Below are 23,813 nucleotides of genomic sequence, written 5' to 3' on the forward strand. Positions count from 1 at the left end.
TAATTATCAATAGGTAAAACCTATCTCATCGATTGTCAGCGCCGCATTGAGTTCCTCCCTATCTCTCCCTATACTGGCCCGCGTTGCGTTCCAATTAACCTTAGTAATAACAGGAGAATCATATGGTTCTGGTTACTCGTCAGGCTCCGGACTTTACCGCTGCAGCAGTATTAGGTAACGGCGAAATCGTTGAGAAATTCAACTTCAAACAGCACACCAACGGTAAAGCTACCGTCCTGTTCTTCTGGCCGATGGACTTCACTTTCGTTTGCCCGTCTGAACTGATCGCTTTCGACAAGCGCTACGAAGAATTCCAGAAACGCGGCGTAGAAGTTGTTGGCGTTTCCTTCGACTCCGAGTTCGTTCACAACGCATGGCGTAACACTCCGGTAGACCAGGGCGGTATCGGCCCGGTTAAATACGCGATGGTTGCCGACATCAAACGTGAAATTCAGAAAGCTTATGGTATCGAGCATCCGGACGAAGGCGTTGCGCTGCGCGGTTCCTTCCTGATCGACGCTAACGGCATCGTTCGCCACCAGGTTGTTAACGACCTGCCGCTGGGCCGTAACATCGACGAAATGCTGCGTATGGTTGACGCGCTGCAGTTCCACGAAGAGCACGGTGAAGTTTGCCCGGCACAGTGGGAAAAAGGTAAAGAAGGTATGGCCGCTTCTCCGGAAGGCGTTGCTAAATACCTGACCGAGAACGTCTCCAGCCTGTAATCGGCACACGTTTTAGTAAAAAAGCTCGCAAATGCGAGCTTTTTTTTATTTCAAGGCGCCATATATCTGATCGACAATCCAGCCGTAGGTCGCCGCTGGCAATAAGCCGCTGACAAACACGTTTGGATTTGCTTTAGGATCTGCAACAGGTGAATGCGGCCTGTTCCCCAAAATAACGATAGCCATATGATTTACCGGATCAATCGCGGTCAGTGTCCCTGTCCATCCGGTATGGCCATACGTCTGTGAGCTTGCCAGAACGCCAAACGTCGGCGTCATCGAGGCATTGCCATTTACACGCCATCCTAAGCCGTATGTCGCGTCCTCTTTTGAGCTATGTGTGAATTGAGAAACCGTGGCAGCGTCGAACAGCTTCACGTTGCCGTAACCGCCCCCGTTGAGCATAACCTGCATCAGTACTGCCATATCGCCCGTATTAGAGAACAATCCGGCATGACCTGACACTCCCCCCATTGAGTACCAGGCTTTTTCATCATGTACCTGGCCCCAGATGGTACGGGTACGAATGTTGGGAAAGCTGATCACTCCATCGCGGGTATTGCCATTGAGTTCAGTGGCGGCAATTTGTTGTTGTGTAAATCCCTTAACCAGCGGATTAAATACCGTATGTTTTAATCCGAGTGGTTTATAAATATGAGTTTCAACATAGCGATCCAGCGGCATCGCGGTTACCGATTCGATTATAAAGCCGAGGATCATATAATCAACATCGCTATAAATATGCCTGGTACCAGGCTGATACTCAAGCGGCGTTTTCTTTATCATTTCCAGTGTAGTATTTTTATCCTGTGAGAATAAATCACCCGCCACTTTCTGATTAGGATATTGTGGATCTGCCGGGAAACCAGCGACGTGATGAAGAATGTCGGAAATCCGTAACGTATTTTTTCCTTTAATTTTATCACCAGGTGAATCGCTGAATCCTGGGATATATTTTGAGACTAAATCGTTTACGTTTATTTTTCCTTCATACACCAGTTTTTGCAATGCAAAATTTGTCGCGTACATTTTAGTGTTTGACGCCAGATCATACATTGTGCTGGTTGTGGCCCTGATAGGATCAGTGAGCAGTGTGGAACCCTCATATTTTTTTGCATAGCCCCAGGCTTTTTGCAGAACAATATGGTTATCTTTTATTACCAGAATGTTCATACCGGAATATCCAGCATCAATCTGATTTTGTACCCAACTATCCAGTCGATTAAGCTTTTTAACATCAAAACCAACCTTTTCCGGGCTTGTGTTTGTCAATACCGGATAATCAACGGCAAAAGCGGAGATAGAAAATGTCAGTAAAACCGCCGCAATGATATTTAATTTCATGATTTATCCCTCAATCCAGATCCACGTTTTTGCAACCGAACAGCACCGTGATGATAAACCCAGCGATATATGAAATCAGCACGCCGCCGCCATAAACGGCGATCGCCGGGAGAATTCCACTATTAGACGTCATAAGCGGTAATGCAACCAGCCCGGACGGGCCAAATGCACTGTTCAGGCCAACAGGCAACCCAAACCAGGCAACGGTACCGATAAATAACCCGCCAACAGCCCCGCCAATACAGGCAGTCACGAACGGTTTCATACGGGGTAAGGTCACACCGTAGATCAGTGGTTCGCCAACCCCCAACAGGCCGGGGATAATCGCGCCACGAATCTGTGTACGCAGCACGGAGGCTTTATCCGCTTTCCAGTACAATGCCAGTGATGCGCCAACCTGACCAGCGCCAGCCATCGAGAGGATAGGGAAAAGCGAATTAAAGCCCTGAGAGTCCATCAGCGCCAGGTAGACAGGAATAAAGCCCTGGTGAACGCCGAACACAACCGCAATCAGGAATACGCCAGCCAGAACCGCACAACCGAATGGATTGCTGTTTAAGTGCATAAACAGCCAGGACATTCCCTGGAACAGCCAGACGCCGATAGGCATAATAACAATAAACGTCAGAATAGCAGTGACAATTAATGTCAACATTGAGGTTAAAATCATATCCAGTTCGTCTGGAATATAGCGTCTGAAGAACCGCTCAATTTTGGCACCGACATACGCCGCCAGCAACACACCAATAATATTACCACGAGGGTCAATCGTGTGGCCGAAAAAATCCTGCAGCCCGGAAAAATAGCCTACAGTTGCCGTTGGATTATAACCGAGTATAAATAATGCGGCGATAATCGCACCATTCACACCGGTACCACCAAACGCTTTTTGCGCATTATAACCAATCAGCACCACCAGGAAAGTAAACAATCCCTTGCTGAATATTTTCAGGAAATTCAGCGCATCAGGTAAAAATCCCTTAGCATCCGGCGCAATATGCGCCAGTGTGCCAATTAATGTGGCAATGCCGAGCATTAACCCTGCGGCAATAAATCCTGGAATTAATGGTGTAAAAATTGTTGCGAAGTTTGCCAGGAATTGCTGTAGAGAAGATTGTTGTTTATTCTTCATTTGGTTTTTGTTTTCGGCAGCAATGGCATTTAAATCTTTCACACCTAGCAATGTGTTCATGCTTTCTGCTGCGCGTTGCGCTTTTCCAACACCAAAAATAATTTGCACTTCATTACCATTAATAACAGCCCCGCTAACTGAACCTTTAAGCGCAGTCTGTAGCTCAGGGGAAATAAGTGCAATATCAGCAACTTTTAATCGTAAGCGGGTCATGCAATTCCCACAATTGATAATATTGTCAGCCCCTCCCACCAGTTCAACAATTTTAGTCAGCAATTCCTTGCTAATATTTTTAGACATTAGTTTATTTCCCCATATTCAATTGCAGCGCGAATAAAACCATTGTTGTTTTTTAATAACAACCGGGCATGCGTCGCCGGACATTTCTTCAAAACCATAACGATTGCGGTTTTACAATTCCGATTACTGTCACGTAAAGCCCGTTCCGCTTCAACACGATTACAACCAGTCGCAGTAGTGACAATTAAAACCTGACGTTCAAATAATTTCATATTGGTGGCAACAACATCCACCATTAAATTACCGTAAACTTTTCCCATTTTTATCATGAGCGAAGTTGATAGCATATTGAGGATCATTTTTTGCGCCGTTCCGGCTTTCATGCGCGATGAGCCGGCGATCACCTCCGGGCCAACAACGGGAGTAATGGCGATATTAGCAAATTTCTCAATATCGCTTCCCGGATTGCAGGATATAGAAATGGTTTTACAACCTACAGAGTGCATTGCATGGTTCAGAACAGCAAGGACGTACGGCGTTCTTCCACTCGCGGCAATGCCGACGACAACATCGTTTTCGTTAAGATCGATATTGCCAATATCGAGAATTGCGTCGCTGCGATTATCCTCTGCGCCTTCAACAGCATTTTGGATCGCGTGTTGACCACCTGCAATAATGCCCTGAACCAGTTCGCGTGGAACACCATATGTCGGAGGACATTCACTGGCATCCAGTATACCAAGCCGTCCGGATGTACCCGCGCCAACATAAATTAGACGTCCTCCCTGTGCCACCCCATTAGAAATAATTTCCACGGCATCAGCAATGTCCGGGAGACATTTCTCTACCGCCAGCGCGACTTTTTTATCCTCGCTATTAATAACCCTGCACATTTCCAGGTTACTAAGGCGATCAATCTCCATTGATGCAGGATTTGCGCCTTCAGTAATCATTTTATTTAAATCCAGATTCATAAATACCTCTTAGTTATTTAATAACCATTTCATGAATGACAAACGTTGTTTATCAGTTAGCCTGTTATAATCGCTTTTGATTTTATCAAGCGAATCGCTGCTTCCTGGAGTTATTACCGGATCAGAACTAGAGATTTCAGAGCTATTATTTTCATCTTTTAAAAAAGCTTTAAAATCAGAAAATATATTAAATGCTTCCTGATCAATTTTCTTTAATGTGAAGGGAACGGGTTTACCATTTGCCGTTAGAATAAATTGCGGGTTGATGGCTTGCTCTTTCGCACTTTTTTCATCCATGACTTTTTGTGCTGATAAAACCAATTTGTCAGCGCCGATGTAGTTAAATGAAATAATATAAGGAGTGGATGTAATCCGGCCCCGATTCTGGTTGACCGATTCAGGGTTAACAGCACTATCAAATTTAATAACTAATTTTTCATCACCTGTCGGCAGTGAAATATCTTTTGAAAACATCGATACTTTTGCCCCCTTAGCCGCCAGCGCAACAACCGTATCCCCCAACTCCAGGTTAACGTTCGCGAACGTCGGGAATGATATAATGAATGTCATTAATAGAAATATTGTCTTCATGATTACCTCACTTTAATAAGGGCAACGAATTGCCCTTATACAGAGCTATAAATTAGAATTCGTAACGTAATCCCAGGTGGAAATAATCGTCTTCAGGATTATTCCCACCGAATGACACCATTTTACCTGTTACACGGTTTTCGCCAGCTTCACCATTACGCCAGGAATAGGAACCGTACAGCGAACTTTTAGCTGTGAGCTTATATTGAACTTCAAATGTCGTGTCACGGAGCTCGAGACCATCACCATCACTATTAATTAAATGACGGTAACCGGTTCTGAACCACCAGTCCGGAGTCAGCGAATACACAATGGTTGCTTCCCAGTCTTTATCGGTGCTGTCCGGACGTCCATCGAGATATGTTACTTCATCCTGCGAGTAGAGCAGACCAAACATAAAATCCCCGAGGTAATAACGGCTACCAACACCCCACATTGTGTATTTATCGGCGTTATCATCTGACTGGCCTGACTGGTCGCCGTGTTTCGCTTTATCCTGCTGAACGGCGATGACTGGCTGGAGTTTTCCAGCCGCTCCGAGATCGAGCGTATAACGTACTGCCGAGTTCGCGCCGTAATCCAGAGATGATGTATTGTTACCGATGATATAGGCCGTTGAGATATCAAAATCACCAATGGTATTCTGATACTGAACGGTGCCGTCCTGGCGAAAAACCTGTACCGCGGTTGAATCCACAAAGTTAGCCTGACGGGCCATAGCGACATCAGACGACGCGAACACATCACCAATATCGGTAAACATAATCAGGCCGGACGATACGCGCCCGGCGGTGATTTTGCCGTACTCTGCAAAATCAAATCCAGCCCACACATAGCGGGCGGTAAAATCGTTGGGGTTCTCTGCTTTAATGTTGTTCGCATATTCAGCGGCATTAACCTGATACTGTGTGAAACCAATAACAGCGAACTTGTCATTGATCATCTGACGCGCGGAGAAGCCAATACGCGCATCGAAATCCCCCGATGTATCACCGGATTTTTTATCTGAAACGTTAAATCCAAGGCGACCATACAGATCTATGTTCGACCCATCATCTGCGTTATAGATGACCGCTGCCTGAGATGTTGACGCCACAAATAATAATCCTACTAAATATTTAAATCCCTTATTCATAAATCATCCTCATAGTTAATAATATTCTTATAAAATTGATAAATACATATTTAGAACAACAATAATCGTTGATCACTTTTTTATAATCTAAAAGAGGATTAAGATTTCTTTTTTAAGGTCTTGTGACGGCCATCAAAATAAATTACATTTAAAAAATGATTTATAGTTTGTATTTATGAATGTGATGAATTATATTTCTAAAATGATTATTAGTGATAAAGGTAACGTTATGGGATACTTAAAAAAAATAAAATCAGGAATAACAAGCTTCTCAAATACTGACAGAAAAATTGCGGCATTCATTATTAACAATATTGCTAATTTTCAAAATATCACTACTCATTTGATGGCAGAGCGATTAAGCATAGCTCAGTCAGCAATCACAAAATTCTCACAAAAGTTAGGTGCAAAAGGATTTACTGAATTAAAGCTAGCAATGATTGTAGAATATAATAATACTCCACAAGATAACGAACCCGTATTACACAGCTCCATTCATAAATCCGATTCATTAAAGGAAATCGCAAACAAGCTTATCCTTGAAAAGAATAATGCTCTTGAAAGAACGACGAACTATATTGACTTTGGACAGCTCGCTCACATTATAGGCTTAATCAATGGTGCCAGAAAAATACAAATAACAGGTATTGGCGGATCGGCATTGACAGCAAAAGACCTTGCTTTTAAATTAATGAAAATAGGATACAACATCACCTGTGAAATAGATTCACATGTTCAGTTAACAGTGGCGCAAGCATTGACAAAAGATGATGTACAAATTGTCATCTCATATTCAGGCAGAAAAAAAGAAATCAATATGGCCGCAAACGCAGCGAAAGGGAATGGCGCCAGGATAATTGCCATTACATCATTAAATAAAAGTCCATTAAAACGAATAGCTCATTATGTCATCGAAACACTTTCGAATGAGGATGAGTGGCGTAGCTCCTCGATATCATCCCGTACCGCCCAAAACTGCATTACAGATTTAATATTTATTGGCCTATTACAGATTAACGATGTGCGGTCGCTTTCGATGATTAAACAAAGTCGTGACTTGATTAATAGATTAGAATAAATTACAGAAAAAATCGGCATCTAAACATGGCTAAAAACATAGACATTATACTATGAAAAGAGCAGATTATAACAATGGCGCTAACGCCTTAGCCTATTCCTTTGCACCAGTTAATCTCCCGTCATCGAAATATAAAAGCATACTTCACTTTGGTTTTCCCTGTAAATTTTGTATGCTGACTGTTATTCCCCCTCACACTAAACACCAGAACAAAATAAAACGTAAAAAAGCTCGCAAATGCGAGCTTTTTTTATGCCTGCGAATTCGCCGTAAATCCGGGAATATTACCGGGCGGCAAGATGTTTGCCCGGACCGTAGGCCCGGTAAGCGCAGCGCCACCGGGCAAGAAGTATCAGAAGGCAAAGCATGAACAGCCTAATACGCCCCAGAACGCCTGCTCATCGGCCACCGGAATCGACGATTTGCGTGCAATATCATGCTGATGACCGTGCACGCCACAACTGCCGCAGCATTGGTGCATCTGCACTATCGCGCCAATTTTCGCGGCTGTCGGCGGTGCAGAGCGGTAATGACCCGGAACCTTGACTACCGGCGACCACTCCGGCAATACCGGAATCGGCGGCGGCGCCAGCGGCGAGAAGTGACCGGCGGCATAGACCACTTTGCCATCGACAATGGTCAATACCGACTCAATGCCCTTAATCTCTTCCTCCGCGACGCTGAAGTAGTCTTTTGACAGCACCACCAGGTCAGCCAGCTGATCTTTCTCAATCCGCCCTTTTTTACCCTGTTCACTGGAGAACCACGCGCTACCCGCCGTCCACAGCTCAAGGGCAACATCGCGCGGCAGACGGTTGTTATCGTCGTACATCGCCATCCCGCCAACGGTACGCCCGGAAACCAGCCAGTACAGCGCAGTCCACGGGTTATAGCTGGCGACGCGCGTCGCATCGGTACCCAGCCCTACCGGCACCTCCAGCTCAAGCATTTTCGCCACCGGCGGCGTATGTTTTACCGCCTCTTTACCGTAGCGGTCGACAAAATACTCCCCCTGGAAGGCCATTCGATGCTGCACCGCGATACCGCCGCCCAGCGCTTTCACCCGTTCGATATTACGTTCCGTAATGGTCTCTGCATGGTCGAAGAACCAGTGCAGGCCGTTAAACGGAATATCACGGTTCACCTTTTCGAAAACATCCAGCATCCGGCCGATCGACTCGTCGTAGGTAGCATGCAGGCGGAACGGCCAACGGTGCTCCACCAGGTGGCGTACCACGCGCTCCAGCTCATCTTCCATCCCTTCCGGCAGATCCGGGCGCGGCTGCAGGAAGTCTTCAAAATCCGCCGCCGAGAAGACCAGCATTTCGCCAGCACCGTTGGCGCGATAAAAATCAGTGCCCTGTCCCGGCTTCAGCATGTCGGTCCAGCGTTCAAAATCCTCCAGCTCCTGCTTCGGCCGCTGGGTAAAGAGGTTGTAGGCGATACGTACGGTCATCTGCTCTTTGGCGTGCAGCTGCTCGATAATTTCATAATCTTCAGGGTAGTTCTGGAAACCGCCCCCGGCATCAATAGCGCTGGTCAAACCTAAACGGTTCAATTCACGCATAAACTGGCGGGTGGAATTGATCTGCAAATCCAGCGGCAACTTCGGCCCTTTGGCCAGCGTGGCATAAAGGATCATCGCATTTGGCTTGGCGATCAGCATCCCGGTCGGATTACCGTGGTTATCACGAACGATCTCGCCGCCCGCCGGATCCGGCGTCTCTTTGCTATAGCCAACGGCCTTCAGCGCCGCACGGTTAAGCAACGCGCGATCGTAGAGATGCAGTACGAATACCGGCGTATCCGGCGCCGCTTCATTAAGCTCTTCCAGCGTCGGCATGCGTCGTTCGGCAAACTGGAATTCGCTCCAGCCGCCGACCACCCGCACCCACTGCGGCGACGGGGTGCGATCGGCCTGATCTTTGAGCATACGCAACGCATCGGCCAGCGAAGGTACCCCTTCCCAGCGCAGTTCAAGGTTGTAGTTCAGGCCGCCGCGGATCAGGTGCAGGTGCGAGTCGTTAAGGCCCGGGATCACCGTATGCCCTTTAAGATCGACGACTTGCGTGCCGTCAGCGGCGAAACTCATGATCCGATCGTGACTTCCGGTCGCCAGAATTTTTCCGTTGGCGATCGCCACGGCTTCCGCCAGCGGATTCGCGCGATCGAGGGTATGAATCTGCCCGTGGGTCAGAATCAGTGTGGCAGTTTGCGACATAACAATCTCCTGAGAAACCAGTCAGGCTTTTTTCAACCAGCCGGCAAACAGACGGGTCACGATGGGCATCCACAACCAGACCACCAACGCAACCACCAGCGCATCGTTAATCAGATGCAATAACAAGCTCCCCTGCAGCATGGGCAGCAGCATCCCGGTCAGCCAGGGCACCAGGTTGGTACTGGGGAAAATGACCAGCAGGGTTATCAGAAACTGTTTCCAGCGCAGCGGCTGGCGGACATTGACCTCCGGCGGGGTGAACCAGAATGCCGGTTCAGTGCGAACTTCGGTACGATCGCCTTCATTGAGGAGCGGTGCGATTTCCGCCACCAGCTCGCGGCGAGTTTCCGACTGTGTCCAGGCATAAAGATGTTCAATGGTGTCGAAGCGGATAATCACGCTCCAGAGATTTTGCCCGGCCGCCGGGCGAATGACGTTGGCGCCAAGATGGCCGGGAAACTCCGCCGCAACCGGCATGATTTTCCCCAACCACTCTTCATACCGCTGGCCGTTTTGTGGATCGAGCAGATGACTAATGACCAGCGTCACCGATTTCTGTTGCGCCATAAAGAGTTCCTTGCTTCAGGGGAATGACGGGATTTCCCCCGCCATCAGCCATAAATGACAATACACAAAGTCATTCATGCTGCATCAAGGCGGCAAGATTGCACGTCCCCGGGAGCTGACATAAGTCAGTGACCGGGGCGGACAAACGAAGCCAACAAAGAGGCAGCTTGAAGGATGAAGTGTATTTAGGCTTTACGTTCCGGCGCGCCATGCACCATCGTATAAGCATAATCCACGCCCATACCGTATGCGCCGCTATGCTCACGGACCAGATCCATCACCGCGTCGTAGGTCTCCTTACGCGACCAGTCACGCTGGTACTCAAGCAGTACCTGCTGCCAGGTCACCGGCACGGCGCCAGCCTGCACCATGCGGTCAATAGCGCGCTCGTGAGCGTCAACGGAGGTACCACCTGAGGTATCGGTCACCACATACACTTCATAGCCTGCTTCCAGCGCCATCAGCGCCGGGAAGGTCAGGCACACTTCAGTCCACAGAGCGGAAATAATCAGTTTTTTACGCCCGGTGGCTTTCACGGCATTCACAAAACCGTCGTCTTCCCAGGAGTTCATGGAAGTCCGTTCAATCGGTTTTACTTGAGGATGAACCGCCAGCAGCTCCGGCCAGATATAGCCGCTAAAGCTTTTCGTTTCGACAGAAGTATAAATAACCGGAACATTAAAGATCTTACCCGCTTTGGCCAGCGCGACGGTATTATTCTTCAACGTCTGGCGATCGATATTGGCCACGCCAAAAGCCATCTGCGGTTGGTGATCAATAAAAATAAGAGTGGAGTTAGACGGATCAATCAGTTCACGAATAGACATAATACACCCTATTAATCAATTTGTTAGTAAGAAACGTGCACTACCGTTGTTCTGAGCTGATTGTGGCCAATAACGCAGAGTGAGTATAGTCAGTAATTTCTAACGAGTTATTAAATAAATCTTTCCATTTAATTTTCTAAACATAAATTAATGACAGTTTTATTATTAAATATAAACGGCCCATCAAAAAATTACGGGAAACCGTTCTAATTTATTCACTGGTATTGAACATCAGCCTTCGGTAAAACATCACTATTATTTCACTGGCGGACCAGGACTGATGCGTTTAAACCTTGATGTACTTCTGATACTCGATGCGCTGGATAAACATGGCTCCTTTGCGCTCGCTGCGGAGTCACTTTTTAAAACGCCCGCGGCGTTGAGTTACATGATCCAAAAACTAGAAAGCGATCTGAACATCAGCCTGCTGGATCGCTCCGGCCATCGTGCGAAATTTACCGATACCGGCAAGATGATGCTGGAAAAGGGACGTTTACTGCTCAATGCCGCCAACGATCTGGAAAAACAGGCGCAGTTGCTGAGCGCCGGTTGGGAGCGGGATCTGGCCATCGCGCTTGACGACTCCTTCCCCTTCCAGGCCCTGCTGCCGCTCATTGATGCCTTTTACGCACAACATCCGCAAACCCGTCTTAATTTTACCCATCACACCCTTGCGGGCTCATGGGAAGAACTCACCCATAATGGCGCGGACATTATTCTCGGGGCAATTAACGAGCCGCCGACATCGGCGGAGTGGTCGTGGAAAATGCTCGGCGCAATGGACAATGTTTTCGTCGTCGCGCCAAACCATCCTCTGGCGGCAACGACGCAGTCGCTCACCAATAAGCAACTCAGCCTGCACCGTGCGATAGTTATTAGCGATAGCGCCCGTTATTGCCATCCGCTGAACAGCAATCTGCTCGATGAACAAGCGCAAATCCGGGTGGATGATTTCGCCACCAAAGTCGCTCTGCTGCGCGCCGGTCTGGGGTGCGGTTTTTTACCGCGCCACATCGCCCGCCCGTGGCTGGAGAACGGCGAACTGGTAGAGAAACCCGTTATCTCCTGTCGCGAGAAAGATATCACCTATATGGCCTGGCGCAGTGGCAATGACGGTCTGGCTCAGCGTTGGTGGCGGGAGGCTATCCTGCAGGAGCCGTGTCTGAGCCAGCTCTATCGTTAGCGGCTACACCATACGCTGGCGGTAATCGCGGGCAGACTCAGCACCTCATCGTGCAGGTCGCCCGCCCCTTCTTTACGCTGCCACGTTTTCCCTTCCAGCAGCGGCGACGCCTCCAGCACCACCTCGCAGGCATCGCCGCGGTTAATCGCCACCAGCACCCGCTGTTGTTTATAGACGCGGACAAACACCACCACGTTATCTTCGGCGTACATCACCTGACAACCGCCATAACGCAGCGCCTGATGGCCTTTACGCAGTCTGATCATGCGTTGATACAACGCCAGCAGCGTTTCATCCTGTCGCGCCGGATCCCACGGGAACGGCTTACGGCAGAAGGGATCGTTGTCGCCATCGACGCCAACTTCATCACCGTAGTAAATGCACGGCACGCCCGGCCAGCAGAATAGCCATATCACCGCCAACGGCAGACGCGCCGCATCTTTACCCAGCAAGGATTTGAAACGCGTGGTATCGTGGCTATCCAGCTGGTTAAACATGCGCAACTGCTGCTGGTGCGACAGCCCGGCGCGATAGTTATCCATCCACGCCATACAGGTCTGTGCATCGATGTTCTGCGGATCGTAAGAGATATCGGTATTGGCCAGGAAGCCCCACAGTGGGAACGTAAAACCGCGGTAATTCATTGCCGCGTCTTCAGCATCGGCCTGTAACCATTGGCGCGCATCGCCAAAATGTTCACCGAAAACAAAGGCCTCCGGCTGCTCCTGCTTCGCCGCCTGAGTGATACCGGCAATATGGCGCAGATTGTTGCGCGCCCCGCCGCCTTCGCCCAGCATATGCACCACATCCAGTCGCCAGCCATCCATGCTCCACGGCGCTTTCAGCCAGTGGCGCACGACGCTGTCTTCACCAGCATAAATCTCGTTAACCAGACTCGCGGAACAGTAATCAAGCTTTGGCAAGCTAGCATAGCCCAACCAGTTATGCGCCATGCCCTCCTCAGAGAAGGTAAACCACTCGCGCCACGGCGAATCCGGGTGATGACAGGCGCCGCTGCTCGCCTGCTGATGACGATCGAACCACGGATGTGAGTCGCCGGTGTGGTTAAACACACCATCAAGGATCAGACGCATCCCTTCGTGATGCGTGTTCTGCCGTAAACGCAGCAGCGCGGCATCACCGCCGAACTGCGGGTCAACGCGGCGGTAATCCACGGTATCATACTTGTGTACACTGGGGGCGACGAAGACCGGATTCAGATACAGCGCAGTGACGCCAAGCTGCTTCAGGTAGGGGAGTTTTTCACTGATACCATCGAGATCGCCGCCGTAAAAAGTCGAGCCGCCCGCCTCGCCGGTCAGCGGCTCATCCCACGCTTTCAGCACAATATCCTGCCCTGCCGCATGGTGGTAATAAACCGGGTCCTGTCCGGCTTCACGCGCTTCGCTACGGGCGAATCGATCGGGAAAGATTTGATAAAAGACCTGGTCGGTGACCCACTGTGGGCCGCTATCCGGTAGATCAACAGCAAACTGCTCCAGCCGCGCGGGCGGGAAACGCTGAAACCCTTGCGGCGTAAACCACAACTGACGATCCGCCCATAAGAGCTTAAAGCTATAGCGGCGGCGCGGTTGGCCATTCGCCAGATTGATCTCTCCGCGCCATACGACGACGCCGGGGCGCGGTGATTGACGCAGGCGCCGCATCGGCAATGACAGCTCTTCATTATCCTCTTCTGCACGCAGCGTGACCCGCTGCGGCATAGCTTCGCCACTGAGCCACAATGTAATAAAGAGTCGTTCCTGCTGCTCCTTAATAAAAGGAGCAACCGGCAGGTGCCAGGCCTTCAACATCATTATTCCTCTTTTTGCGTAATAACCACACCTTGCCACAGCGGGCAAACGGATGACTCATCATCGATAGAATAATTGGGGGAGGAGAAAGGAGGAGGAGTGATATTCCCGGGCCGCAGCGAAAACCTGGCCCGGGAGAGCGAAAAATTACTGCGCTTGCGCCAGTTGGCGATCGCGGCGGGTCTTCATTTTCCAGCCAATCAGCAGCAACACAATCCACGCGAAGCCCACGTACAGCGAAATACGGGTATCCGGGTGGTAGCCGATCAGGGCGATAATAAAGACCAGGAACAGCAGGCCGACCACGGTGGTCGCGACGCCGCCCGGTACTTTAAATTTCAGCGCTTTGACCTCTTCCGGCGACAGACGGCGGCGGAAAGCAATCTGTGACAGCAGGATCATAATCCACACCCACACCGTGGCGAAGGTCGCCAGTGAGGCAATCACCAGGAAGACGTTTTCCGGCATGATGTAGTTAAGATACACCGCAAACAGCAGCGCGACGGTCATCACCATGACCGTCACCCACGGGGTACCGCGACGCGACGTTTTGGCGAACACCTTCGGCGCACTGCCCTGCTCGGCCATCCCATGCAGCATACGGCCAACGCCGAAGACGTCGCTGTTAATCGCCGACAGCGACGCGGTGAGCACCACGAAGTTAAGGATCCCGGCAGCAAAGGTGATCCCCATGTGCTGGAAGGTCATCACGAATGGGCTGCCGCTCGTGCCCACCAGGTTCCACGGATAGATCGACATAATGACGAACAGCGTCCCCACATAGAATACCAGGATACGCATCGGCACCGAGTTGATGGCGCGCGGGATAGATTTTTCCGGATCCTTCGCTTCACCAGCGGTAATACCGATAATCTCAATCCCGCCGTAGGCGAACATCACCATCTGCAATGACATCACCATACCCAGCCAGCCGTTGCTAAAGAAGCCGCCGTTACTCCACAGGTTGTGAATACCGGTTGGCTGGCCGCCGTTGCCGATACCCCAAATGATGATGCCGAAACCGGCGAGGATCATGATGATGATGGTGGCGACTTTAAAGAAGGAGAACCAGAACTCCAGTTCGCCGAAGACCTTCACGCTCATCAAATTGACGGCGCAGATAATCAGCACCACGCTCAGTACCCATATCCAGTGCGGCACCGCCGGGAACCAGACGCCCATGTAGATACCAAAGGCGGTGACGTCGGCAATCGCGACGATCAGGATTTCAAAACAGTATGTCCAGCCGGTGATGTAACCCGCCAACCCACCGAGGTTTTCCTGCGCATAGCGCGAAAAGGAGCTGGCTGAAGGGTTATGCACCGACATTTCGCCCAGCGCGCGCATAATGATATATGCCGCCACGCCGCCGATAATGTATGCCAACAGTACGCTCGGGCCCGCCATTTTAATGGCGTCTGCCGAACCGTAGAACAGGCCGGTACCAATAGCGGAACCAAGAGCCATAAAGCGAATGTGCCGGGTACTTAGCCCGCGCTTAAGCTTGTTACTACTTTCCATCGTGTTCCATGCCGTTTTTCTCGTTTGTGCTTTGCAGGGGCAAAGCGCAAAAGGGAATGACCAAAAAAACAAAAAACCACGGGACCTTAAGTCCCGTGGTTAAACACCTGAGTCAAGCGTCGGTTAGTGGGCTTTCGAGACCACCTGGCTACCCGCTGCGCGATCGATAATCGCGGCCAGCACGGCCATCACCGCGGTCGGCATTAACCATGCCAGACCTTGCGCTGCCAGCGGCAGGCTTTCGAACCATTTCGGCAGAATATCGGCAAATGCCGACGCTTTAACGCCGTCAATGATACCAAACATCAGGCTGATAAACATTGCCGGTGCGATAACGCGGGAGGAATTATGCCACCAACCGCGGGTAAAACTTAATACCACCAGTGCGATACACGGCGGATAGATAGCGGTTAACACCGGAATCGAAATCTGAATCAGGTGGCTGAGACCCAGGTTAGAGACCGCCATCGAGAACAGGCCAAGAATAAAGACCAGCGAACGGTATGACAGCGGCAGATACTGCGCAAAGAACTCAGCACAGGCGCAGGTCAGGCCAACCGCGGTGACCAGACAAGCGATGAAGATTAACGCCGCCAGCAGGAAACTCCCTGCGCCGCCGAAGGTATGCTGCACGTAGGAGTGCAGGATTGCCGCACCATTTGCAGACTGCTCCACCAGCGTCGCGCTATCGGAACCCAGGCGGAACAACGCCAGGTACAGCAGCGTCAGGCCCACACCAGCCATCAGGCCAGCCCATACGGTGTAGCGGGTCAACAGACGCGCTTCGCTAACGCCACGGGAACGCGCCGCGTTAACGATCACGATACCGAAGACCATCGCGCCCAGGGTGTCCATGGTCAGATAACCGTTGACGAAGCCGTTCGAGAACGGCGCGGTACGATAGGCTTCCATCGCATCGCTAATCGGGCCTGCCGGCCAGATAACGGCGGCGACGGCCAGCACGATCAGCGCGATAATTTTCAGCGGCGCCAGGAAGTTACCAACGGTATCCAGCAGTTTGCCCGGATAGAGGGAAACCAAAATCACCAGCGCGAAATAGATGATGCTATAAATCAGCAGCGGCAGCGCGCCGTCGCCGGTCAGCGGGGCAATCCCCACTTCAAATGAGACGGTCGCGGTACGCGGGGTCGCGAACAGCGGCCCAACCGCCAGATAGCACACCACCGCCAGCAGAATACCCGCGACCTTGCCGATCGGCGAGCTCAGACGCTCAACGCCGCCGCCGACTTTCGCCAGCGCGACCACCGTTAGCACCGGCAGACCCACGGCGGTAATCAGAAAGCCAATAGCTGCGGTCCAGACGTGTTCGCCGGCCTGTAAGCCAACCATCGGAGGGAAAATAATGTTGCCTGCGCCGACAAACAGCGCGAAGGTCATAAAGCCCAGCGCAATGATGTCGCGAGATTTTAACTGATGGGTCATAAATTCATTACTGCCTGTGGATGTGGTGTTGTAAAAACGGAAAAATACCGTGCCTTCCTTTCGGGATGATACAGCGGCCATTGCCTGTAAACTCAGCGAGATATGCTCTCGAAGCGGCGTGGAAAAGAATTGTTTTTTGAATTACCACGCAAAAGCAGTCTTAACGGCACTGCATAGGGGGCAATTTAAACGCTTATAACGTTTTAAAGCAAGGTGGGATCGCAAAACCAGATGATTATGCTAACTATGATTTTGAACCTGGATTAATTGACCAGAGTGACGCAAAACGCATGGCTAATCATGCGAACAATAAATAACCAGGCGTTCGTTAAATGCTCAGCACAAAGTTGACTGCAAATGAAAATGACCAGCCGAAGCTGGTCATTGGCAAGGAAAGCTGACAGATACCCTGTCAGGCAACATTTTTGGCAATTAAACGTTCCGGAAGCAGGAAGCTAAAGCGTGTTCCCTCACCCAACGTACTTTCAATATCCAAGCGACTTTCGTGATGACTGACCGCATGTTTGACGATCGCCAGCCCCAGACCGCTACCGCCGGTTTGCCGCGAGCGGGCTTTATCGACGCGATAAAACCGTTCGGTCAATCGCGGCAAGTGCTCAGGCGCGATCCCCGGACCATTGTCCTCGACGCTGAACAGCACGCCATGCGGCGCTCGCTGCCAGCTAACGCGAATCTCGGTTCCGGCGGGTGTATGGTTGACGGCGTTATATACCAGGTTGGAGATCGCGCTACGCAGTTGCTCTTCGTTGCCCATGACCTTCAGCGTTTCATCGACGCTAAAGTGCAATTGATGTTTGCCCTGACTGAGGGTTTGCGCCTCACGTTCGACCACCCGCAGCATCATCGGAACGTCGATTTTATCGTTCATCGCCAGCACCGGCGCGGCTTCAATACGCGAAAGCGTCAGTAGTTGCTTAACCAAACCTTCCATTCGCTGCGTTTGTTCGCGCATGGTATGTAGCGCTTTTTCCCGCGTTGGCCCTTCCAGTACCTGCTCCTGCATCATCTCAAGATAGCCCTGCAACACGGTGAGCGGCGTACGCAACTCGTGGCTGACGTTGGCGAAGAAGTTACGCCGCGCCCCTTCCAGCTGGTGCATCTGAGTGACATCGCGTGCCACCATCAGCCACTGCTTATCGCTGTAGGGCATGACGCGAATTTCCAGATGACGCGCGCTATTGAGCACCAGATTAAGGGGCTTCGTGAAATCACGGTTTTTCAGATAGTTAGCGAATTCCGGGTAACGCAGAAGGTTGAGGATATTCTGTCCGCTATCATCTGGCCAGCGCAAATTGAGGATCTGCTGAGCCAGGCCGTTGCACCAGAAAATGGCGCCCTCTTCCGTGGTCAGCACCACGGCATCGGGCAGTGACTCCGCCCCGCTGCGAAAGCGTTTGATTAAGCTGCCTAACTCGCGGCGGCGCTTTTTATTACGCATCTGCATTTGATGCAGACCATACAGCAGCGGTTCCCAACTGCCGCGCCCCGGCGGCGGCGTCATACTGCGGTCAACCCACAGCCACCATGACAGACGTAATAAATTCCAGAAATGCCATATTAACAACCCGGTCACCGCCGCCAGTAAAAACCACGGCAGATGACCAAAAAATGCCCCGAGAATCAGGGCCGGGATACAACATAAGAAAAGCTCAAGCGCCAGCCTTTTCCATGACAGCCGTTCCAGCACGGGTCACACTCCTGTCAAAATTCAGAAACGGGCGGAGAAACGATATCCCGTGCCGCGAACCGTCTGTACCATCCGGTCATGGCCACTGTGTTCCAGCGCTTTACGCAGGCGGCGGATATGCACATCCACCGTGCGGTCTTCAACATAAACATTCGTTCCCCAAACGTGATTCAGCAGTTGTTCGCGGCTGTATACGCGTTCCGGGTGAGTCATAAAGAAGTGTAATAATTTAAACTCGGTCGGCCCCATGTCCAGCGGGTTTTCACCAGTCATCACGCGATGCGAGGAGGGATCCAGGCTCAGGCCCTGCATTTCAATCACCTCTTCTACCGCCATCGGCGAAATACGTCGCATCACCGCCTTAATCCGCGCCACCAACTCCTTCGGCGAGAATGGCTTGGTGATGTAATCATCCGCACCGGTTTCCAGGCCGCGTACGCGATCTTCTTCTTCGCCGCGCGCCGTCAGCATCACTACCGGTATATCGCGGGTCATCGCTTCGCGTTTAAGCTGTTTAATAAACTGCAGCCCTGATCCGCCCGGCAACATCCAGTCGAGGAGAATCAAATCAGGCCAGGGTTCGTTGAGTTGATTCACCGCACTGTCAAAATCTTCCGCCTCGACGGGCTGAAAGCCGTTTTGCTCCAGAACAAAGCAGACCATTTCGCGGATTGGAGCTTCATCTTCAACGACCAGAATTCTTCTCGCCATTATTTACCCTGTGTTTTTTAGCCATCAGTATAGAAGTGCGCGGCCATTATGCGTCAGATTTATGACAGATTTATGAAAAAAATGACCGCCTGATGAACGTGGATTTTGAATTATGACACGGACTTAACACATCCTCCGCCGCTGTAATATGGCAAAAGGAATGCGAGCCGCGGGATGAACGGTATAATGGCCGCCAGGCTTTCATCGCAACGGAATTTCTATGCGCATCCTACATACCTCCGACTGGCATCTCGGCCAGAACTTCTACAGCAAAAGCCGCGCCGACGAACACGCCGCCTTTCTCGACTGGCTGTTGGCCCGCGCGCAGGAACATGAGGTGGATGCGATTATCGTCGCCGGCGATATTTTTGATACCGGATCGCCGCCAAGCTACGCCCGCGAGCTGTACAACCGCTTTGTCGTCCAGCTGCAGCAAATCGGCTGCCACCTGGTGGTCCTGGCGGGTAACCACGATTCGGTGGCGACACTAAACGAATCGCGCGAAATTCTCGCCTTCCTGAAAACGACCGTTGTCGCCAATGCCGGTCACGCGCCGTTTATCCTACCGTTGCGTGACGGTACGCCCGGCGCGGTCTTCTGCCCGGTGCCGTTTTTACGTCCGCGCGAACTGGTTGTTAGCCAGGCCGGCCACTCCAGCGGTGAAAAGCAGCAGCAGTTGCTAACCGCCATCAGCGACTACTATCAACAGCAATATCAGCAGGCTTGCGAGCTCCGCGGCGAACGCGCGCTGCCAATTATCGCCAGCGGCCATCTCACCACCGTCGGCGCCAGCAAAAGCGACGCGGTACGCGAGATTTACATCGGCACCCTCGACGCCTTCCCGGCCAGCCACTTTCCCCCCGCCGATTACATTGCACTTGGCCATATTCACCGCGCGCAGGTCGTTGGCGGTTGCGAACATATTCGCTACAGCGGTTCGCCACTGCCGCTGAGCTTTGATGAAACCGGGAAAAACAAGAGCGTCAATCTGGTGTCGTTCAACAACGGCAAACTCAACGAGGTGACGCCGCTGACGGTGCCTATCAGCCAGCCGCTGGCGGTGCTAAAAGGCGATTTCGCCAGCATCACCGCGCAGCTCCAGCAGTGGCAGGATAGCGCGCAGCAACCGCCGGTGTGGCTGGACATCGAAATCACCAGCGATGAATACCTGCATGATATTCAAAGAAAAATTCAGGAGCAGGCCGAATCATTACCGGTTGAAGTGCTATTGGTGCGCCGCAGTCGCGCCCAGCGCGAACGCATCCTGGCCGGCGAGCGGCGAGAAACGCTGAGCGAACTGCAGGTGGAAGAGGTGTTTGCCCGCCGTCTGGCGCTGGAAACCCTCGATGCTCCGCAACAACAGCGTCTGGAGCAGTTGTTTAATGAAACGCTGCATAGCCTGAACGGTGAGGAACACCTGTGAGAATCCTGAGCTTACGTCTGAAAAACCTCAACTCGCTGAAAGGCGAATGGAAAATCGACTTTACCGCCGAACCGTTCGCCAGCAACGGTCTGTTCGCCATCACCGGGCCGACCGGCGCCGGGAAAACTACCCTGCTGGATGCCATCTGCCTCGCGCTCTACCACGAAACGCCGCGCCTGAGCAGCGTATCGCAGTCGCAAAACGATCTGATGACCCGCGACACCGCCGAATGCCTGGCGGAGGTCGAATTCGAGGTCAGAGGCACCGCTTACCGCGCGTTCTGGAGCCAGAACCGTGCCCGCAACCAACCGGACGGCAACCTACAGGCTCCGCGCGTTGAACTGGCTCGCTGCGACGACGGTAAAATCCTCGCCGATAAGGTTAAGGACAAGCTGGAACTGACCGCCTCGCTCACTGGTCTTGATTACGGCCGCTTTACCCGTTCCATGCTGCTCTCGCAGGGGCAATTCGCTGCCTTTCTGAATGCCAAGCCAAAGGAACGCGCCGAACTGCTGGAAGAACTGACCGGCACCGAGATCTACGGTCAAATTTCCACACAGGTATTTGAAAAACATAAGCTCGCTCGCATTGAGTTAGAAAAACTGCAGGCACAGGCTTCCGGCGTCTTACTACTGAGCGATGAGCAGCGGCAAGCGCTGGAACAAAGTTTGCAAGTACTTACTGCTGAAGAGCAGCAACAGGTTGCCGAACAAACCCGCCAGCAAAACGCCCTGCAGTGGCTGCGCCGCCGTCAGGAACTGGAGGCGGAATCCAGTCAAACGCAGGCCGCCTTGCAGCAGGCGCAGCTGGCGCTGGAAGCCGCCGCCCCGCAGCTGGCAACGCTACACAGCGCGCAACCGGCGGAGCTGCTGCGTCCATTATGGGCACGCCTACAAGAACAACATACCGCGCTGGCACAGACCCGCCGTCAGGTTGAAGAAGTAAATGCTCGCTTACATGACAACCTACGCCGCCGGGCGGGGATCCGCCTGACTGCGCAACAACAGTTAGCGCAACTGGCGTCTCGCCAGCAGGCTCTGAACGACTGGCTAAAAACGCACGACCGTTTTCAACAGTGGAGTACCGCACTGGCGGGCTGGAAAGCCACCTTCCAGCAACTCGCTCGCGACAGGCAGCAGCAGTCCGCACTGCAACAGCGCCAGCAGGATGCCGCCCGTAAACTAGGGGAGTTACCGGGTACGGCGCTGCCCCTTGATGCGGAGCAAGTGAGCCGCGAGCTAGCGCAGCATGCCGCCGCTCGCCCGCTGCGCCAGCAGCTTTCTACCCTTCATAGCCGTCTGCAGCCGCTATACCTGCGTCTGCAGCAGCTTCAGAACGCGGAAAATGCGGCACAGCAGGAAAAAGAGAAACTTGAAGCTGCGCTACATCAACGCCGTCAGGCATGGAAGGACAAAAACCAGCAGTTCAGCGATGTAAAAGCGATTTGCGAACTGGAAGCGCGTATCGCCGGTCTGGAAGCCGAGCGCGCCCGCCTGCAGCCCGGTGTGCCTTGTCCGCTGTGCGGTTCCGAGCACCATCCGGCAGTCGCGGAATATCAGGCGCTGGTGCCCGGCATCAACCAAACCCGGCGCGACGCACTGGAGCGAGAAGTCAGACAGCTGGCGGAAGAAGGCGCCCAGCTACGAGGCCAGCTTGAAGCATTGCTTAAACAACAGCAAAAAGAAGCGGACGAGAAAGCGTCCTTGCTGCAGCAGGAGCAAGCACTCACATCACAATGGCAAACCACCGCGGCGGAATTGGCTATCGCATTAACGCCGCAGGACGATATTGCCAGCTGGCTGGACAGCCGCCAGCAGCACGAACAGCAGCTGTACCAACATCAACAGCGTCTGGCCTGGCAGGCGCAACAACATGAAAGCCAACAACAACTCCAGCAGTTACAGCAGGATCTCGATCAGCGCCGCAACGCGCTGGAGGCGGAACTTACCGTTTATGCGCTGCACCTGCCGGGAGCCGCGGAAGCTGACGATTGGCTGGCGCAGCGAGAGGCCGAAAGCCGCAGCTGGCAGACTAAACATAACGAAGCGGCCGCGCTGCAGGAACAGCGCCAGCAGTTAACGCCGCTGCTGGAGACGCTGCCTGAATCGCAGGAAACCGTTGATCCCGCCCCGCTGGAAGGCTGGCGTCAGCTACACGATGATTGTCTGTCGCTACAGAGCCAGTGGCAAACGCTGGTTCAGCAGGAAAGACAACAGCAGACACAGGCGCAGGAAAGCGAAAATCAGTTCGCCGCCGCGCTGGCCGCCAGCCCATTTGCCGACCAAACCGCGTATCTTGCCGCCCTGCTCGACGAACCGACCCGCCAGCGGCTTGAGCAGCTAAAGCAGACGCTGGAAAAAACCTTGCAGCAGAACCAGACGCTGGCGCTGCGGGCGCAGACCTCGCTCACACATCATACCCAACAGCCGCCTGCCGATGTCGATATCAACCAGCCGCTGGAGCAGCTACAAACAGCGCAACTGCAACTGGCGCAACAGCTGCGGGAAAACAGCGCCCGCCAGGGCGAGATCCGTCAGCAGTTGAAGCAAAACAACGATAACCAGCAGCGCCAGCTCTCATTGCGCCAGCAAATAGAACAGGCCGCACAGCAGTTAGAAGACTGGTCCTGGCTGAATGCGCTGATTGGCTCAAAAGAGGGAGATAAATTCCGTAAATTTGCTCAGGGGCTGACGCTGGATAATCTGGTGTGGCTGGCGAACCAACAGCTAAACCGCCTGCACGGCCGCTATCTGCTACAGCGAAAAGCCAGCGAGGCGCTGGAGCTGGAAGTGGTAGACACCTGGCAGGCGGACGCGGTGCGCGATACCCGCACGCTATCCGGCGGCGAAAGCTTCCTCGTCAGCCTCGCGCTGGCGCTGGCGCTTTCCGACCTTGTCAGTCACAAGACGCGGATTGATTCGCTGTTCCTTGATGAAGGTTTCGGCACCCTGGATAGCGAGACGCTGGATACCGCGCTGGATGCCCTCGACGCGCTGAACGCCAGCGGCAAGGTTATCGGCGTGATTAGCCACGTCGAAGCGATGAAAGAGCGTATACCGGTGCAGATTAAGGTGAAGAAGATAAACGGTCTGGGATACAGCCGGTTGGATAAAACATTTGCCGTTGAGTAATGTCGGCTGCCCCTCTTCCTGCCGAAGAGGGGCTCATCGTGGGTT

General features: G+C 52.3%; 18 protein-coding genes. 5 read left to right on the forward strand and 13 right to left on the reverse strand.

The window, feature by feature from the left end:
• The first annotated feature begins 122 nt into the window (after nucleotides 1-122).
• Nucleotides 123-725, forward strand: coding sequence for a peroxiredoxin (locus PYR66_18035; GenBank protein ID WEF27180.1), 603 nt, complete (start codon nucleotides 123-125; stop codon nucleotides 723-725).
• A 45-nt stretch (nucleotides 726-770) separates the two neighbouring features.
• On the opposite strand, the gene pbp4b is transcribed toward PYR66_18035, so the two are convergent.
• From pbp4b to PYR66_18060, 5 genes are read right to left on the reverse strand one after another with little or no spacing between them, the layout of a single operon-like run.
• Entirely contained in the window at nucleotides 771-2,069 is a 1,299-nt protein-coding gene (pbp4b, locus tag PYR66_18040; GenBank protein WEF27181.1) for a penicillin binding protein PBP4B, read from the reverse strand.
• A gap of 10 nt (nucleotides 2,070-2,079) precedes the next feature.
• Complete coding sequence (gene murP, locus PYR66_18045; protein WEF27182.1) at nucleotides 2,080-3,501, reverse strand: PTS N-acetylmuramic acid transporter subunit IIBC; 1,422 nt, start codon at nucleotides 3,499-3,501, stop codon at nucleotides 2,080-2,082.
• A complete protein-coding gene (murQ, locus tag PYR66_18050) occupies nucleotides 3,501-4,409 on the reverse strand; it encodes an N-acetylmuramic acid 6-phosphate etherase (GenBank protein ID WEF30492.1) in 909 nt (302 codons plus the stop codon). The genes murP and murQ overlap by 1 nt, the downstream gene beginning before the upstream one ends.
• Before the next feature lie 15 nt (nucleotides 4,410-4,424).
• Complete coding sequence (locus PYR66_18055; protein WEF27183.1) at nucleotides 4,425-5,006, reverse strand: DUF2057 family protein; 582 nt, start codon at nucleotides 5,004-5,006, stop codon at nucleotides 4,425-4,427.
• Between the two features lie 52 nt (nucleotides 5,007-5,058).
• Nucleotides 5,059-6,141: a porin gene (locus tag PYR66_18060; protein WEF27184.1), complete on the reverse strand. Its 1,083-nt coding sequence runs from the start codon at nucleotides 6,139-6,141 to the stop codon at nucleotides 5,059-5,061.
• A 229-nt stretch (nucleotides 6,142-6,370) separates the two neighbouring features.
• Between PYR66_18060 and PYR66_18065 the strand changes: the two genes are divergently transcribed.
• Entirely contained in the window at nucleotides 6,371-7,219 is an 849-nt protein-coding gene (locus PYR66_18065) for an SIS domain-containing protein (GenBank protein WEF30493.1), read from the forward strand.
• Nucleotides 7,220-7,571: 352 nt separating this feature from the next.
• Here PYR66_18065 and PYR66_18070 read toward each other — a convergent pair whose 3' ends face one another.
• The 3 genes from PYR66_18070 to PYR66_18080 all read right to left on the reverse strand — a co-directional run bounded on the left by PYR66_18070 (nucleotide 7,572) and on the right by PYR66_18080 (nucleotide 10,834).
• On the reverse strand, nucleotides 7,572-9,440 hold the full coding sequence (locus PYR66_18070) for an amidohydrolase (protein ID WEF27185.1): 1,869 nt from the start codon (nucleotides 9,438-9,440) through the stop codon (nucleotides 7,572-7,574).
• Nucleotides 9,441-9,461: 21 nt separating this feature from the next.
• Nucleotides 9,462-10,007, reverse strand: a complete 546-nt coding sequence (locus PYR66_18075; protein WEF27186.1) for an antibiotic biosynthesis monooxygenase — start codon at nucleotides 10,005-10,007, stop codon at nucleotides 9,462-9,464.
• A 185-nt stretch (nucleotides 10,008-10,192) separates the two neighbouring features.
• The gene (locus PYR66_18080) at nucleotides 10,193-10,834 is read right to left on the reverse strand and encodes a hydrolase (GenBank protein ID WEF27187.1); all 642 of its coding nucleotides are present in this window, start codon (nucleotides 10,832-10,834) and stop codon (nucleotides 10,193-10,195) included.
• Between the two features lie 280 nt (nucleotides 10,835-11,114).
• On the opposite strand from PYR66_18080, the gene PYR66_18085 reads away from it, so the two are divergent.
• Nucleotides 11,115-12,017, forward strand: coding sequence for a LysR family transcriptional regulator (locus tag PYR66_18085; GenBank protein WEF27188.1), 903 nt, complete (start codon nucleotides 11,115-11,117; stop codon nucleotides 12,015-12,017).
• Here PYR66_18085 and malZ read toward each other — a convergent pair.
• From malZ to phoB, 5 genes are all read right to left on the reverse strand, one after another.
• Nucleotides 12,014-13,831: a maltodextrin glucosidase gene (gene malZ / locus PYR66_18090; protein WEF30494.1), complete on the reverse strand. Its 1,818-nt coding sequence runs from the start codon at nucleotides 13,829-13,831 to the stop codon at nucleotides 12,014-12,016. The two genes, PYR66_18085 and malZ, sit on opposite strands and share 4 nt — an antisense overlap.
• Before the next feature lie 147 nt (nucleotides 13,832-13,978).
• Nucleotides 13,979-15,352 (reverse strand): proline-specific permease ProY, encoded by a 1,374-nt coding sequence (proY, locus tag PYR66_18095; GenBank protein ID WEF27189.1) that lies wholly within the window; start codon nucleotides 15,350-15,352, stop codon nucleotides 13,979-13,981.
• 123 nt (nucleotides 15,353-15,475) lie between these two features.
• Nucleotides 15,476-16,795, reverse strand: a complete 1,320-nt coding sequence (gene brnQ, locus PYR66_18100) for a branched-chain amino acid transporter carrier protein BrnQ (protein ID WEF27190.1) — start codon at nucleotides 16,793-16,795, stop codon at nucleotides 15,476-15,478.
• Nucleotides 16,796-17,207: 412 nt separating this feature from the next.
• Entirely contained in the window at nucleotides 17,208-18,503 is a 1,296-nt protein-coding gene (gene phoR, locus PYR66_18105) for a phosphate regulon sensor histidine kinase PhoR (protein ID WEF27191.1), read from the reverse strand.
• Nucleotides 18,504-18,524: 21 nt separating this feature from the next.
• Nucleotides 18,525-19,214, reverse strand: a complete 690-nt coding sequence (gene phoB, locus PYR66_18110; GenBank protein WEF27192.1) for a phosphate response regulator transcription factor PhoB — start codon at nucleotides 19,212-19,214, stop codon at nucleotides 18,525-18,527.
• A gap of 220 nt (nucleotides 19,215-19,434) precedes the next feature.
• On the opposite strand from phoB, the gene sbcD reads away from it, so the two are divergent.
• Nucleotides 19,435-20,637, forward strand: a complete 1,203-nt coding sequence (gene sbcD, locus PYR66_18115) for an exonuclease subunit SbcD (protein WEF27193.1) — start codon at nucleotides 19,435-19,437, stop codon at nucleotides 20,635-20,637.
• Nucleotides 20,634-23,768 carry an exonuclease subunit SbcC gene (gene sbcC / locus PYR66_18120; protein ID WEF27194.1) on the forward strand — a complete coding sequence of 1,045 codons (3,135 nt, stop codon included), beginning with the start codon at nucleotides 20,634-20,636 and terminating at the stop codon, nucleotides 23,766-23,768. The genes sbcD and sbcC overlap by 4 nt, the downstream gene beginning before the upstream one ends.
• Nucleotides 23,769-23,813 lie beyond the last annotated feature (45 nt).

It is taken from the genome of Klebsiella aerogenes (genome assembly GCA_029027985.1).
Taxonomy (GTDB): domain Bacteria; phylum Pseudomonadota; class Gammaproteobacteria; order Enterobacterales; family Enterobacteriaceae; genus Klebsiella; species Klebsiella aerogenes_A.

What these genes read in the sequence shown, in the direction of transcription:
- PYR66_18080 (WEF27187.1), bottom strand. Translation starts at nt 10,834, where the DNA reads ATGTCTATTCGTGAACTGATTGATCCGTCTAACTCCACTCTTATTTTT.
- PYR66_18055 (WEF27183.1), bottom strand. Translation starts at nt 5,006, where the DNA reads ATGAAGACAATATTTCTATTAATGACATTCATTATATCATTCCCGACG.
- brnQ (WEF27190.1), bottom strand. Translation starts at nt 16,795, where the DNA reads ATGACCCATCAGTTAAAATCTCGCGACATCATTGCGCTGGGCTTTATG.
- malZ (WEF30494.1), bottom strand. Translation starts at nt 13,831, where the DNA reads ATGTTGAAGGCCTGGCACCTGCCGGTTGCTCCTTTTATTAAGGAGCAG.
- PYR66_18060 (WEF27184.1), bottom strand. Translation starts at nt 6,141, where the DNA reads ATGAATAAGGGATTTAAATATTTAGTAGGATTATTATTTGTGGCGTCA.
- PYR66_18035 (WEF27180.1), top strand. Translation starts at nt 123, where the DNA reads ATGGTTCTGGTTACTCGTCAGGCTCCGGACTTTACCGCTGCAGCAGTA.
- sbcD (WEF27193.1), top strand. Translation starts at nt 19,435, where the DNA reads ATGCGCATCCTACATACCTCCGACTGGCATCTCGGCCAGAACTTCTAC.
- pbp4b (WEF27181.1), bottom strand. Translation starts at nt 2,069, where the DNA reads ATGAAATTAAATATCATTGCGGCGGTTTTACTGACATTTTCTATCTCC.
- PYR66_18085 (WEF27188.1), top strand. Translation starts at nt 11,115, where the DNA reads ATGCGTTTAAACCTTGATGTACTTCTGATACTCGATGCGCTGGATAAA.
- PYR66_18070 (WEF27185.1), bottom strand. Translation starts at nt 9,440, where the DNA reads ATGTCGCAAACTGCCACACTGATTCTGACCCACGGGCAGATTCATACC.
- phoB (WEF27192.1), bottom strand. Translation starts at nt 19,214, where the DNA reads ATGGCGAGAAGAATTCTGGTCGTTGAAGATGAAGCTCCAATCCGCGAA.
- PYR66_18075 (WEF27186.1), bottom strand. Translation starts at nt 10,007, where the DNA reads ATGGCGCAACAGAAATCGGTGACGCTGGTCATTAGTCATCTGCTCGAT.
- murP (WEF27182.1), bottom strand. Translation starts at nt 3,501, where the DNA reads ATGTCTAAAAATATTAGCAAGGAATTGCTGACTAAAATTGTTGAACTG.
- PYR66_18065 (WEF30493.1), top strand. Translation starts at nt 6,371, where the DNA reads ATGGGATACTTAAAAAAAATAAAATCAGGAATAACAAGCTTCTCAAAT.
- proY (WEF27189.1), bottom strand. Translation starts at nt 15,352, where the DNA reads ATGGAAAGTAGTAACAAGCTTAAGCGCGGGCTAAGTACCCGGCACATT.